Genomic DNA, 12,450 nt, shown 5'->3' on the forward strand with positions numbered 1-12,450 from the left:
CGATAACGCAGAAAGTGTTATAAGTTAACACTTATTGGCTGCGCGACGAAAGTCGCGCAAGGCTACAGAAGGCCTCTGCCACGGGCATCTCGCCTGATTCATGCGGAACCTGAGGCAGATTCATGTTGGCCAAACAGGCGCGACAGCACCAGGCGGTCCAGCGCCCACACCACAATCAACGACGCGCCCACCAGAGGAAAAACAATCGCCAGCCCGAGCATGATGACCATCGCGGTTTTCCATTTCGGCAGGTCATGGCGCAGCGGCGGAACACCCAGCCCGCCCGCCGGGCGACGCTTCCACCAGATCACCACGCCGCTGACGGCGCTGAGCAGGATCATCAGGCAAATCAGCAGCACGATCAGTTGGTTGACCCAGCCGAACATCTTGCCTTCATGCAGCATCACGCCGGTCTCGGTGGCGCGTGCGACCATGTTGTAGTGTTCCCAGCGCACGTCGGCGAGGACCTTGCCGGTGTATTGGTCCACATGCAGCGTGGCGTCATTGCGTGGGTCGTTGGCGAACACCGAAACAGTGAATACACCGGTAGCGGTGGTCGGGAAAGTGATGCTGTAGCCGGGCTCGACCTTGCGTGCACCTGCCAGGTCCACCACCTGCTGCAAGCTCACCGTCGGCGCGGCCGGACCTGCATGCGTGGCGCCGTGGTTCATGTGTTCGGCATGCTCGCCGGACATCGGCATCGGGGTGTTTTCCATGGCCCAGGGCACGGTCTGCTGGCTCGCGGTGTTGAGGCTGCGTGCCTGCTGGTCCGACTGCGGCACGTTGTTCCACATCGCTGCCGGGAAGGTGTTCCACAGGTCGGCGTATTGCTTGCCCCAGAAGCCGGTCCAGGTCATGCCGCTGAGCAGCATCACCAGCAAAAAGGCTGCGCCCCAGAAGCCGGCGACGGCGTGCAGATCGCGCCAGAACACGCGGCCACGGGTGTTGAAACGCGGCCACAGCACGCCCGCCGAAGACCTGCCGCGCGGCCACCACAGGTACACGCCCGACACCACCAGCATCACGCCCCAACCGGCGGCGAGTTCCACCAGACGGTCGCCGACGGTGCCGATCATCAGCTCACCGTGCAGCGCGCGGGCGATGGCTTGCAGGTTGTATTTGGAGTCCTGCTCGCCGAGGACCGTGCCGCGATACGGGTCGACGAAGACGGTCACCTCACGGCCGCCGTTGTGCATCACGAATTGTGCGCTGCTGGTGGCGTCGGCGGGCGGCAGGTATTTGCTGATCGTGCCTTGAGGGTAAGCGGCTTTGGCGCGTTGCAGTTGCTCGTCGGCGCTCAATGCGTGTTCGGCGGTTTGGACCTTCAGCAGGTGGCCGTACATCAATGGATCGAGCTGGGGTTTGAACAGGTAGATGATGCCGGTCAGGGCCAGCAGCACCATGAATGGGGCGACGAAGAGCCCGGCGTAGAAGTGCCAGCGCCAGGCGAGGTTGTAGAAGGAAACTTTTTGGGTGGTCATCAGGGTGCTCCGCAAGGCTTTAAAAGTTTTTTGTCAGTTATGCCGCCATCGCGGGCAACCCCGCTCCCACCTTTGAATGTATTCACAAATCAAATGTGGGAGCGGGCTTGCCCGCGATGCTCTTAGAAGCTCATATCCACCTTGGTCCAGAGCGTACGCCCCGGCTCCTTGATGGCTTGCGGGTCATTGGCCGGGTAGCCGAACCCGGCATTGCCGGCCAGGTTCAAGTGCTCGGCGTATGCCTTGCCGAACAGGTTGTCTACGCCGGTACTGACCTTGAAGTGTTTGTTGATGCGGTACGCCGCGTTCAGCGAGAACACGCCAAAGCCGCCACTCTTGTCGAAGTCCTTGCCGACCACGTTGCCCTTGTTCTGATCAATGCGATTCTGCGCCGCAACCACACGCCACAAGGCACCGGCGCTCCAGTCGTCTTCGCTGTAGGTGAGGCCGAAGCGCGCATCCAATGGCGGCATTTGCGGCAGGGCCTTGCCGTCGCTGGTGTTCTTGCCCCAGGCGTAGGCGAGGGTGGCGTCGGCTTTCCATTGGTGCGTCAGCTTGTACGCCGCGCCCAATTCGCCGCCCATGATGCGCGCGTCGACGTTGCGGGCCTGGGAGGTGGTGCCCATCATGCCGGGCGTGTAGTCGAACAGGATGAAGTCCTGCACGCGGCCGATGTAACCCGAGGTCCAGGCTTCGAGGTCGGCGGTTTTGTATTGCGCGCCGAAGTCGAACTGGGTGGTTTTCTCCGGCTTCACGCCATCGAAGGCGTTCACCGAGCCTGCGGCGCCGGTGTTCGGCGAGAACAGCTCCCAGTAGTCCGGGAAACGTTCGGAATGGCCCAGGCCTGCGTAGACGGTGGTCGGGCTGTCGGCCAGGTCGTGTTCAAAGCGTACGAAGCCCGATGGCAGCGTATCGGCGCGGGTGTCGTTGGCGGTCGGGTTGGGGCGGCTCATCATTCCCGAGCCGGTGGTCTGGCGAAAATCCCTGGCCGAGGCGCGATCCACGCGTGCGCCGGTGATCAGGCGGTCGCGGTCGGCGGCGTACCAGGTCAGCTCGCCGAACACGCCGTAGTTGTGAAAGTTGGCGTCCTTTTCCCGGGGCAAGTCTTTATAAGTGTCGATGCCCATGCTGCTGCGCTGGCGGTGTTCATTGGTTTGCGCATCCAGGCCGCCGATCAGTTGCACGTCGGCCCAGCGCCAGGTGGCCTTGATGCGTGCGCCCAAGGTGCGACGGTCGACGTTGGCCGCCATGGGCCCGGCCATCATGCCGGTGCCGGACGGCGTGCGCAGGGTGTAGTTGTCCATCACGTGGTCGGCGTAGTTGTAGTAAACCTGGGCTTCGACCTTGTCCAGCACCTCGCCGATGTTGGACTTTTCAAAGCGCAGCCCCAGGCTTTCGCGCAGGAACTGCGAGCCGTCCATGCCGCGCCCGGCGTAGCGCGCTTCACCATCGCCACGGCCGGCGGTGAGTTCGAGCAGCGTGTCGGCGTCGGGGGTGAAACCCACGGCCACGTCGCCGTTCCATTTGTCGTAGCGTGAGGCCACGGTGTCGTTGTTGCCGTCCTTGTAATCATCGGCGTGGGCCTGGTTGCCGATCACCCGCACGTAGCCCAAAGGCCCGCCCGCAGCGGCATCGACCACTTTGTCAAAACGCCCGTTGGAGCCGGCCAAAACGCTGGCATTCAGGCGTGTGCCCAATTCGCCGAACTGCTCGGGCTCACGTTCGAACAGGATGGTGCCGGCGGAGGCGCCCGGGCCCCAGAGCACGGTTTGCGGGCCCTTGATCACGGTGAGCTTGTCGTAGGTTTCCGGGGAAATGTACGAGGTGGGTGCATCCATGCGGCCCGGGCAGGCGCCGAGCATCATGCTGCCGTTGGTGAGGATATTCAGGCGCGAGCCGAACATGCCGCGCAACACCGGGTCGCCGTTGGTGCCACCGTTACGCACCAAGGCGAAGCCGGGGATGGTCTTGAGGTAGTCGCCGCCGTCGCTGGCGGGCACCGGCTGGCGTGGGTCTTTCGGGTTGGTGACTACGGTCAGCGGCGAGCTGGGGGCGATCGCGGTGATGACTGTGGGGCTCAGTTCGTGCTCGTCGGCGTGGGCGAGTGGAACCAAGAGGGCGCCGCACAGAACGGCGACCACGCGAGTGCTTCCCAAACGGGTGTCAGCAGAAAACCTGGACATGACAAATTCCATCAATCAATCGTAAACAACACGGCCAGCAGCCTGCGGCTGTCTGTCTAAAGTCGGCCGGGGTGAAGTAACGCGGTGAAGGGCTTACGCGTTGACGGGCGGTGCGCGGCTGCGGGCGCCGGGGAAGATGCTTTGCCGCGCGTGGCCCAGGCGGGTGGCGGCGGTAAGGGCGTTAGCGGGTGGCAGTGTGCCGAGGGTGAAGGTTGAAATGCCACCGGGCAGGGCCGGGCAGCTATAGAGCAGGTCGCAATAGCCGCACTTGGACCAGAGGGCGTGGTGTTCGTCGGGGGCTTTGGGGTGATGGGAATCGCCGTGGTCCATCGGCATGTCCATGGACATGCTCATCGACATACCGGCGTGATGGTTCATCGGCATCGCTTGGGAAATCAGCGGACCGATAAAGATCATCAGCATGGCGAACAGGCTGATCCAACGGCCGCGTCTTACGCGGGCGTGTGGAGAAAACCTGGCGCGAGGGGCGCCCATCGAGGTTGGCTTACCTGGCGTGCTTATGCTCGTGGGTGGCCATGGGGGGCGCCTTCTGCACCGAGACTTCTACTTCCACCTTGCCGGCCTTTTCGAAGGTCAGGGTCAGCGGAAATTGCTTGCCGTCCGCCAACAGGCTGCGGTCTCTGAGGCCCAGCAGCATCACGTGATAGGCCATGGGCGCGAATGTCAGATCACCCTTGGCCGGTACGGCGACACTGGGCACCTGCTGCATTTTCATCAGGTCGCCTTGCATGACGTGCTCATGCAACTCGGCCTTGTCCGCCACCGGTGTTTCAACGCTGAGCAGGCGGTCCGGCGTTTCGCCCGTGTTGTGAATCACAAAATACGCCGCCACCGTCGGCGCGTTGGGCGGCAACTCCTGGGACCAGGGGTCGCTGACCAACAGGTCGCCGGCCTTGTAGTCATCGGCATTGGCAGCACTGAACACCGGCAACAGTAACGCAGCCAGAAGCAGGGAAGATTTGAGCATGGCAGTTCTCCAGAACGGTTCTAAACGCAGTTCACTTGCGAAGAAATCAGGCCGTTGGAGAGGCGCGCGGGTTGAGACTCGGCCATTGCTGGCGCGGGGTAGGGGTTTGCAGGGCGGGCTGGGTCAGGCCCAGCACTGCATCAAAACGGGTGATATACAACTGCGGCGCATGCCCCGGCAACGCCACCACCGGCGCCGAGCCCGAGCAGCACCAGCAATGCTGCATGGCCGAATGGTCTTCCTGTGCCGGCGCCGGAATCTCCAGCTTGCCCAGGGCAATAGTCTTCAGGCTGGCGCCATTGGACGAGCAGAAACTGCCCCACAACAGCTGTTTGACCGGGTCGTCCGACTGCTGCATCGCACTGGCCATCGGCATGGCAAAGGCGTTGAACAGCACTGCAAAGCAGGCGATCCACACAATTGCAAAGCGTTGACGGGCCATGGCGGACAATCCGTAGGGTTAAACGATCAGGGGGGTATTTAGCCTGATCGGGGTGGATAAGTAAAAAGGGGCGGTGTGGTTTGGTGTCGCAGTGACAGGTTTCAGGATAGACGGGAAACGCGGATTGCCAATTTTGCACTCCACACTGTGGGTTGGCTTGAGGCTGTCGGTTGCTGGTGGAATGTGTGCAAGCAGCAACCAGAAATTTCCGACATGGATTTAAGGGCGTCCCTAGGACACTCGATCTCTAGTCTCCGGACACCGCTGCACACTCAGCGGTCGGGCGTCGCGGCCCGGACAGATCAAGCATTGCCTCCTTTCAGTTGACGCTTTTTTATCGTCTACTGTGCGGCTCTATGGTGGCTGTGCGCGGGATACCTTCGGGTATGCCGGCTTCCTTGATCTCCGGTCCGCGAACCTGCGCACAGCTGCCACCCCCAATCGCATCGCGGCGATCTGTGGCAGCTCCACTTAGATCAAGGAGCTTCACAATGATCAAACCCACACCAAATCCCCCCATTCGGCTATTCACCGTGGCCGACGGCATCACCACCGAAGACCTGCTGGTCAACCTTAACGAAACCCTCGCCTCGGCGAATGCGCTGAGCTGCGATCTTGCATTTGATCTGGACGGCTCCAAGCGAGAGGCGTTGTTGGGTGTTGTGCAGTTGATGGAGTTGGCGCAGTTGCTGGCTGATCGTGTGCAGGAAGGCACTGGGCAGGCCTAGCTATACAAACCCAATGTGGGAGCGGGCTTGCCCGCGATGGCGGTGGGTCAGTCAGCACCTCTGGCGACTGACAGTCTGCTATCGCGGGCAAGCCCGCTCCCACAGGGGAAGACAGTGATTGCCTGCAGCACCGCTGCCACGGCGGTGAACTCTCGGTCGACAGCCGCCAGCACGGGCCGCTTCAACACCAGCACTGGCACACCGCGCTCCCGTGCCACTTCCAGCTTCGGTTCGGTTGCCGTGCTGCCGCTGTTCTTGCTGATCAGCACATCGATGCCACGCCGTTCGAACAGCGCGCGTTCATCCTCGATCAAAAACGGCCCACGCGCGCCGATCACTTCACACCGCTCATTCCCCGGATACACGTCCAGCGCGCGCAGCGTCCAGAACTGCTCCGGCGGGATTTCATTCAGATGCTGCAACGGCTCACGCCCCAGCGTGAACAGCGGGCGCTTGAAGGGTTTGAGCGCTTCAATCAACTCGGCCCAATCACCGACTTCCCGCCAATCATCTCCCGCCTGTGGCTGCCACGCCGGACGCCGCAGCGCCCAGCACGGCACGCCACAAACACGCGCAGCCTCGGCGGCATTGCGGCTGATCTGCGCCGCATAGGGATGGGTCGCATCGAGAACCAGGCCAATCCCTTCGTCCCGAACAAACTGCGCCAGCCCCTCAGCCCCGCCATAACCGCCGACGCGCACCTGGCAGTTCAGGTCAGTCGGCACCCGCCCGACGCCCGCCAGGCTGTAGATATGTTCCGGGCCGAGCGTGCGAGCAATCGCCAGCGCCTCGGTCACACCGCCCAGCAACAGAATGCGCGTCATAACGGCTTGACCACGTCCAGCAAGGTGATCGGCAATGCCTGGCGCCAGGTGTCGAATTCGCCCAACGGCTGGGCCTGGGCGACATGGATGCGCGTCAGTTCGCCGCCATGCCGGGCGCGCCAGTTCATCAAGGTCATCTCGCTTTGCAGGGTCACGGCATTGGCGACCAAGCGGCCACCGGGCCGCAGCTGTTGCCAGCACTTATCGAGCACGCCTTCGCGCGTTACGCCGCCGCCGATGAAGATCGCGTCCGGGGCTTCCAGGCCGTCCAGCGCCTGAGGCGCCTTGCCGCGGATCAGTTGCAGGCCGGGTACACCCAGGGCATCGCGGTTATGTTCGATCAACCCTTGGCGGCCTTCATCGGCTTCAATCGCCAACGCGCGACAACTCGGATGGGTGCGCATCCACTCAATCCCGATGGAACCGCTGCCCGCGCCCACATCCCAGAGCAACTCACCGGGCACAGGCGCGAGGCGGGCGAGGGTCATGGCGCGTACGTCGCGTTTGGTCAATTGGCCGTCGTGTTTGAAGGCTGAATCCGGCAGGCCTGCCAGGCGCGACAGGCGCGGTGTTTCGCTGGAGGCCACGCAATCGATGGCGACCAGATTCAAATCGGCGACGCAAGCCTGTTGCCAATCACTCGCCACACCCTCGATGCGCCGCTCATCTGTGCCGCCCAAGTGCTCAAACACACTCAGCCGGCTCGGCCCGAAACCGGATTCAGTCAGTAAAGCGGCAATCAACGCCGGGCTGCCGCCGTCATTGCTCAACACCAACAACCGCACGCCGCTGGCCAGATGCGCATTCAGCGCCGCCATTGGCCGAGCCACCACAGACAAGGTCACCACGTCCTGCAACGGCCAACCCAGCCGCGCCGCCGCCAGCGACACGGACGACGGCGCCGGCAAAATCAGCAACTCATCCGCCGTCACTTGCCGCGCCAGGCTGGCGCCCACGCCATAGAACATTGGATCGCCGCTGGCCAGTACGCACACCGGTTCGCCACGCCTGGCCAGCACCGGATCCAGCGAAAACGGGCTCGGCCACAGCTGGCGTTCGCCGCGAATACACACCGGCAGCAGGTCCAACTGGCGCTGAGCACCTATAATCCGCGTGGCGCGCAACAGGGCATGCCGGGCATTCCTGCCCAGCCCCTTGAAGCCGTCTTCACCGATGCCTACAACCGTCAGCCAGGGCGACATAAGAATTCCTTGAACGACATCCGACGGGCAGGCTTTTCATGCCGTCGGACAAAGCAGGCATAATACCGCGCCTTTACCCGTCAACCGGTAGCCCCGTGAACCGAACGCCCGCCCCGAACACCTTGCGCCCCTCGGCTTGCCCGGGGTTGCTGCGTATTGTCCAGGCGCTGGATGGCGGCATTTGCCGGATCAAATTGGCCGGCGGTTCCATCACCGCAAAGCAGGCTCACGCGGTGGCCGACGCAGCCCGAGCCCATGCGGGCGGGGTGATCGAGGCGACCAACCGCGCCAACCTGCAGATTCGCGGCATCGGCGCTGAACAGGACGCCCTGATCGCGACGCTCCTGGCTGCGGACCTCGGCCCCAGCCATGCGGCTGGCGACGACGTGCGCAACCTGATGCTCAGCCCCGGCGCCGGCATCGACCCGCAGATGCTGTTCGACACCCGCCCGCTGGCGGCCCAAATCCTCGCGACCCTGCAAAATCACCCGCGTTTCCATGAGCTGTCGGCCAAGTTCGCCGTGCAACTCGATGGCGGCGAGGCCCTGGCGATGTTGGAGCATCACCATGACCTGTGGTTGTCGGCGTTTGAGCGCAAGGGCGAAACCTTGCTGGCGTTCGGCCTGGCCGGTTGCCCGGGGCTGGATGCGCCGCTGGCCGCCGTGCCGCTGGAACAGGGGCATGCGCTGGTGGTGGCTGTGCTGGAAGCGTTTCTCGACCTCGCCACCCCCGAGCAAATCCGCATGCGCCATCTGGCTGTGGATAAGTTATTGAGCCATCTGCGCCTGCCGTTGCTGCCGGCAGATGGCTTCAAACGCCCGGCCAGTGGCGCCCTGTTGCACCTCGGCACTTATCCACAGCTGCAAAAAAAACAATTCTACGTTGCCGCGGTCGCGCCCTTGGGCCGTCTGGATTCGAGCATGCTCAACGGCGTTGCACAGTTGGCCAGCGAGTTCGGCGACGGCACCCTGCGTTTCACGCCCTGGCAGGGCGTGTTGCTGCCTGGCGTTAAACATCCTGAAGCCGTCACTCAAGGCTTGGAGACGCTGGGCTTTCTCTGCTCGATCGACCAACCCCTGGCGCGCATGGTCGCCTGTACCGGCTCCAGCGGTTGCGCCAAAGGCCTGGCCGACACCAAGGCCGACGCCATACGGCTGGCCGCGTTGCAACCGCAGCACGATGTGCACCTGTCCGGCTGCCCACGCTCCTGCGCCGCTGCGCACACCGCGCCGGTCACCTTGCTGGCCGTCAGCCCCGGCCACTACGACCTCTATTTTCGCGATGCAGCCCACCCGGGTTTCGGCCGGCTGCACGCGCGCACCCTTTCCATTGAAGCGGCGGGCGCCCTGTTGCGCGCCCACCCACGGAGCAACACCGATGATTGATTACATCCGCGACGGTCAGGAGATCTATCGCAACTCCTTCGCCATTATTCGCGCGGAAGCCAAACTCGACCGCATCCCGGCCGACCTGGAAAAACTCGCGGTGCGCGTGATTCATGCCTGCGGCATGGTCGAGGCCATCGACGGCCTGCAGTTTTCCGAAGGCGCGGGCAAGGCCGGGCGCGACGCGCTGGCCGCCGGCGCGCCGATTCTATGTGATGCGCGGATGGTCTCCGAAGGCGTGACCCGCGCGCGCCTGCCGGCCAACAATGCAGTGATCTGCACCCTGCGCGACGACAGCGTGCCGGAGCTGGCGCGCGAATTGGGCAACACCCGCTCCGCCGCCGCACTGGAGCTGTGGCGCCCGCACCTGGAAGGCAGCGTGGTGGTGATCGGCAACGCGCCGACCGCCTTGTTCTACCTGCTGGAAATGCTCGATGCAGGCGCGCCCAAACCGGCGTTGATCCTCGGCTTCCCGGTGGGCTTCGTCGGCGCCGCCGAGTCCAAGGCGATGCTGGCGGCGGACAGCCGTGGCGTGCCGTTTGTGATCATGCAAGGGCGCCTGGGCGGCAGTGCCATGGCCGCCGCAGCCGTCAACGCCTTGGCCACGGAGGTCGAATAATGCAGGCACGCGGACGTTTGATCGGCCTGGGCGTCGGCCCCGGCGACCCGGAACTGATCACCCTCAAGGCGCTGCGCCTGCTGCGTGAGTCGCCGGTGGTGGCGTACTTCGTGGCCAAGGGCAAGAAAGGCAACGCCTTCGGCATCATCGAAGATCATTTGGTGCCACAGCAAACCTTGATGCCGCTGGTGTACCCGGTGACCACCGAAGTGCTGCCGGCACCGATGTCCTACGAACAGGTAATCAGTGATTTCTACGATGCCGCCAGCCTGGAAGTGGCCGCGCATCTGGATGCCGGGCGCGATGTGGCGGTGATCTGCGAGGGCGACCCGTTTTTCTACGGCTCCTACATGTACCTGCATGATCGCCTGGCCGAGCGCTACGAAGCGCAAGTGATTCCCGGCGTGTGCTCGATGTTGGGCGGCGCCTCGGTACTCGGCGCGCCTTTGGTGTATCGCAATCAGAGCTTGTCGGTACTCTCCGGTGTGCTGCCCCATGACGACCTCAAGCGCCGCCTGGCGGACGCCGATGCGGCGGTGATCATGAAGCTCGGTCGCAATTTCCCGAAAGTGCGCCAGGTGCTGGAAGAACTCGGCCTGGCCGGGCGTGCGTTGTATGTGGAGCGCGCGACCATGGCCAACCAGAAGATCGTGCCGCTGGATCAGGTGGACCCGGCTTCGTCGCCGTACTTCTCGCTGATCATCGTGCCCGGCGAACGGTGGCAGGGGTGATGAAGCCAGCGATCGTTATTCTGGGCCAGGGCAGCCTGGCCACTGCGCGCAAGATCCAGCAGGTCTACCCGGGCTCCCTGATTCACGGCTTGGCCGGGCGGGTTGATGGTGCCGACCAGTCCTACAGCGAATTCGGAGCGACCCTGCGCGAGCTGTATCAACAAGGCACGCCGCTGATTGCGCTGTGCGCGGCGGGCATCGTGATCCGCACGCTGGCGCCGTTGCTGCTGGAGAAGGGCGAGGAGCCCGCCGTGCTGGCCGTTGCCGAAGACGGCAGCGCGGTGGTGCCGTTGCTCGGTGGGCTGGGTGGCGTGAATGTGATGGCGCGCGAGATTGCCACCGCGCTGGATGTGGCTGCAGCGATCACCACCAGTGGCGAGCTGCGTTTCGGCACCTGCCTGCTCAACCCGCCCAAGGGCTATGCGCTGGCGGACCTGGAACTGGGCAAGCGTTTTGTCTCGGACCTGCTGGCCGGTGAAAGCGTGCGTATCGAAGGCGCCGCGCCGTGGCTGGACCAGGCCAATCTGCCGCAGGACCAGCAAGCGCGCCTGGCGATTCATATCGGCAGTGACGCCCGGGAACCGGCCGCCAATGAACTGCTGATTTACCCGAAGAACGTGTGCGTCACCTGCAAGCCGGGTGAGCAACTGGCCGAGCGTGTGCGAGCGGCGTTGCAGCAAGCGGGCATCGCCCTGCAATCCCTGGCGTGCCTGCTGGCCAGCGATGGGCAGATGGCCGAGGCGTCGCTGCACGCCGCGGCACTGGAGCTGGGTGTGCCGCTGCGCTTTGCACAGGTGGCGCAGGATGCGGATATCGTAATCAGCGTCGCCGAGCAACCGCTGGACCTGGCGCAAGTCGGCCGTATTCGCGGCCGCCTTGCCGTGATCGGCCTGGGCCCCGGCGCTGCCGAGTTGATGGTGCCGGCGGTGAAGGCGGAACTGGCGCGCTGCACCGATGTGCTTGGCTACGAGACCTATGTGCGTATGGCCGGGCCGTTCCGTGACGACCAGGTTCAACACTGCACCGATAACCGTGAAGAAATGCAGCGCGCCCGGCACGCCTTCGAACTGGCTGCGCAAGGTCGCTCGGTGGTGGTGGTGTCGTCCGGTGATCCGGGGGTGTTCGCCATGGCCGCGGCGGTGATCGAGGCGTTGCATGAGTCGGGCGACCCGGCCTGGCATCAGGTCGACCTGGAAATTTTGCCGGGTGTGTCGGCTTCGCTGGCCACGGCGGCACAGGCGGGGGCGCCGTTGGGCCATGACTTCTGCGTGATGTCGCTGTCGGACAACCTCAAGCCCTGGTCGATCATCGAAAAGCGTCTGGACCTGGCTTCACAGGCTGATCTGGCGCTGGCGTTCTACAACCCGATCTCGCGTTCACGGCCCTGGCAATTGGGGCGTGCACTGGAAATTGTCGCGTTGCATCGCACCGCTGATACGCCGGTGGTATTGGGCCGTGACATCGGCCGCCCCGGCCAGACCCTGCGCGTCACGACACTGGGGCAACTGACTCCGGAACAGGTGGACATGCGCACCATGGTGCTGATCGGCTCGTCCACCACCTGCACATTCCCGCGTGCCGGTGGGGGTGAGTGGGTGTATACACCGCGCTGGTATGGCGAAAAGCCCGTCTCCTGAAAACGGCCTGTCAGGCGAAAGAAAGCTCCGAGTGATGCCGGGTGAAAACCGGTCATGACTCGGGGCTTTTTCTTTTTTTGCCGATGAATCGTGGAAAGCGGCTGCGCGAGTCCCGGCCTGGCTGGGCAGCGCTTTTTCGACGCTGTGACCAAGCGATGTTTGTCGTCTGGAAAGCGCTTCTTTGCCTGGACTAGTGTGAGCACAAGCCCCGTGTCGGGGTGTTTGTGGAG

General features: G+C 63.8%; 12 protein-coding genes. 5 read left to right on the forward strand and 7 right to left on the reverse strand.

The window, feature by feature from the left end; translation table 11 throughout:
• Positions 1 to 98: 98 nt before the first annotated feature.
• The 5 genes from ATI14_RS10170 to ATI14_RS10190 all read right to left on the reverse strand — a co-directional run bounded on the left by ATI14_RS10170 (position 99) and on the right by ATI14_RS10190 (position 5,094).
• Positions 99 to 1,481, reverse strand: a complete 1,383-nt coding sequence (locus ATI14_RS10170) for a PepSY-associated TM helix domain-containing protein (RefSeq protein WP_016972536.1) — start codon at positions 1,479 to 1,481, stop codon at positions 99 to 101.
• Positions 1,482 to 1,603: 122 nt separating this feature from the next.
• The gene (locus ATI14_RS10175) at positions 1,604 to 3,664 is read right to left on the reverse strand and encodes a TonB-dependent copper receptor (protein WP_080520628.1); all 2,061 of its coding nucleotides are present in this window, start codon (positions 3,662 to 3,664) and stop codon (positions 1,604 to 1,606) included.
• 93 nt (positions 3,665 to 3,757) lie between these two features.
• Positions 3,758 to 4,159 (reverse strand): DUF2946 domain-containing protein, encoded by a 402-nt coding sequence (locus tag ATI14_RS10180; RefSeq protein ID WP_016972534.1) that lies wholly within the window; start codon positions 4,157 to 4,159, stop codon positions 3,758 to 3,760.
• Between the two features lie 10 nt (positions 4,160 to 4,169).
• Entirely contained in the window at positions 4,170 to 4,652 is a 483-nt protein-coding gene (locus tag ATI14_RS10185; protein ID WP_016972533.1) for a copper chaperone PCu(A)C, read from the reverse strand.
• A 46-nt stretch (positions 4,653 to 4,698) separates the two neighbouring features.
• Positions 4,699 to 5,094, reverse strand: a complete 396-nt coding sequence (locus ATI14_RS10190) for a DUF2946 domain-containing protein (RefSeq protein ID WP_016972532.1) — start codon at positions 5,092 to 5,094, stop codon at positions 4,699 to 4,701.
• A 491-nt stretch (positions 5,095 to 5,585) separates the two neighbouring features.
• On the opposite strand from ATI14_RS10190, the gene ATI14_RS10195 reads away from it, so the two are divergent.
• Positions 5,586 to 5,822, forward strand: a complete 237-nt coding sequence (locus ATI14_RS10195) for a DUF6124 family protein (RefSeq protein WP_080520627.1) — start codon at positions 5,586 to 5,588, stop codon at positions 5,820 to 5,822.
• A 47-nt stretch (positions 5,823 to 5,869) separates the two neighbouring features.
• Here ATI14_RS10195 and ATI14_RS10200 read toward each other — a convergent pair whose 3' ends face one another.
• Positions 5,870 to 6,646: a cobalt-precorrin-6A reductase gene (locus ATI14_RS10200; RefSeq protein WP_016972530.1), complete on the reverse strand. Its 777-nt coding sequence runs from the start codon at positions 6,644 to 6,646 to the stop codon at positions 5,870 to 5,872.
• Positions 6,643 to 7,848 (reverse strand): bifunctional cobalt-precorrin-7 (C(5))-methyltransferase/cobalt-precorrin-6B (C(15))-methyltransferase, encoded by a 1,206-nt coding sequence (locus ATI14_RS10205; RefSeq protein ID WP_016972529.1) that lies wholly within the window; start codon positions 7,846 to 7,848, stop codon positions 6,643 to 6,645. The genes ATI14_RS10200 and ATI14_RS10205 overlap by 4 nt, the downstream gene beginning before the upstream one ends.
• Before the next feature lie 38 nt (positions 7,849 to 7,886).
• Between ATI14_RS10205 and cobG the strand changes: the two genes are divergently transcribed.
• The 4 genes from cobG to cobJ are packed head-to-tail and all read left to right on the forward strand — an operon-like array spanning position 7,887 to position 12,220.
• Positions 7,887 to 9,233 carry a precorrin-3B synthase gene (gene cobG, locus ATI14_RS10210; protein WP_016972528.1) on the forward strand — a complete coding sequence of 449 codons (1,347 nt, stop codon included), beginning with the start codon at positions 7,887 to 7,889 and terminating at the stop codon, positions 9,231 to 9,233.
• Complete coding sequence (locus tag ATI14_RS10215; RefSeq protein ID WP_016972527.1) at positions 9,226 to 9,852, forward strand: precorrin-8X methylmutase; 627 nt, start codon at positions 9,226 to 9,228, stop codon at positions 9,850 to 9,852. Before cobG ends, ATI14_RS10215 begins: the two co-directional genes overlap by 8 nt.
• On the forward strand, positions 9,852 to 10,583 hold the full coding sequence (locus ATI14_RS10220) for a precorrin-2 C(20)-methyltransferase (RefSeq protein WP_016972526.1): 732 nt from the start codon (positions 9,852 to 9,854) through the stop codon (positions 10,581 to 10,583). Before ATI14_RS10215 ends, ATI14_RS10220 begins: the two co-directional genes overlap by 1 nt.
• Positions 10,583 to 12,220: a precorrin-3B C(17)-methyltransferase gene (gene cobJ / locus ATI14_RS10225; protein ID WP_016972525.1), complete on the forward strand. Its 1,638-nt coding sequence runs from the start codon at positions 10,583 to 10,585 to the stop codon at positions 12,218 to 12,220. Before ATI14_RS10220 ends, cobJ begins: the two co-directional genes overlap by 1 nt.
• Positions 12,221 to 12,450 lie beyond the last annotated feature (230 nt).

Origin of the sequence: Pseudomonas tolaasii NCPPB 2192, assembly GCF_002813445.1 — a bacterium.
Classification (GTDB): Bacteria; Pseudomonadota; Gammaproteobacteria; order Pseudomonadales; family Pseudomonadaceae; genus Aquipseudomonas; species Aquipseudomonas tolaasii.

What these genes read in the sequence shown, in the direction of transcription:
- ATI14_RS10170 (WP_016972536.1), bottom strand. Translation starts at nt 1,481, where the DNA reads ATGACCACCCAAAAAGTTTCCTTCTACAACCTCGCCTGGCGCTGGCAC.
- ATI14_RS10175 (WP_080520628.1), bottom strand. Translation starts at nt 3,664, where the DNA reads ATGTCCAGGTTTTCTGCTGACACCCGTTTGGGAAGCACTCGCGTGGTC.
- ATI14_RS10180 (WP_016972534.1), bottom strand. Translation starts at nt 4,159, where the DNA reads ATGGGCGCCCCTCGCGCCAGGTTTTCTCCACACGCCCGCGTAAGACGC.
- ATI14_RS10185 (WP_016972533.1), bottom strand. Translation starts at nt 4,652, where the DNA reads ATGCTCAAATCTTCCCTGCTTCTGGCTGCGTTACTGTTGCCGGTGTTC.
- ATI14_RS10190 (WP_016972532.1), bottom strand. Translation starts at nt 5,094, where the DNA reads ATGGCCCGTCAACGCTTTGCAATTGTGTGGATCGCCTGCTTTGCAGTG.
- ATI14_RS10195 (WP_080520627.1), top strand. Translation starts at nt 5,586, where the DNA reads ATGATCAAACCCACACCAAATCCCCCCATTCGGCTATTCACCGTGGCC.
- ATI14_RS10200 (WP_016972530.1), bottom strand. Translation starts at nt 6,646, where the DNA reads ATGACGCGCATTCTGTTGCTGGGCGGTGTGACCGAGGCGCTGGCGATT.
- ATI14_RS10205 (WP_016972529.1), bottom strand. Translation starts at nt 7,848, where the DNA reads ATGTCGCCCTGGCTGACGGTTGTAGGCATCGGTGAAGACGGCTTCAAG.
- cobG (WP_016972528.1), top strand. Translation starts at nt 7,887, where the DNA reads ATGCCGTCGGACAAAGCAGGCATAATACCGCGCCTTTACCCGTCAACC.
- ATI14_RS10215 (WP_016972527.1), top strand. Translation starts at nt 9,226, where the DNA reads ATGATTGATTACATCCGCGACGGTCAGGAGATCTATCGCAACTCCTTC.
- ATI14_RS10220 (WP_016972526.1), top strand. Translation starts at nt 9,852, where the DNA reads ATGCAGGCACGCGGACGTTTGATCGGCCTGGGCGTCGGCCCCGGCGAC.
- cobJ (WP_016972525.1), top strand. Translation starts at nt 10,583, where the DNA reads ATGAAGCCAGCGATCGTTATTCTGGGCCAGGGCAGCCTGGCCACTGCG.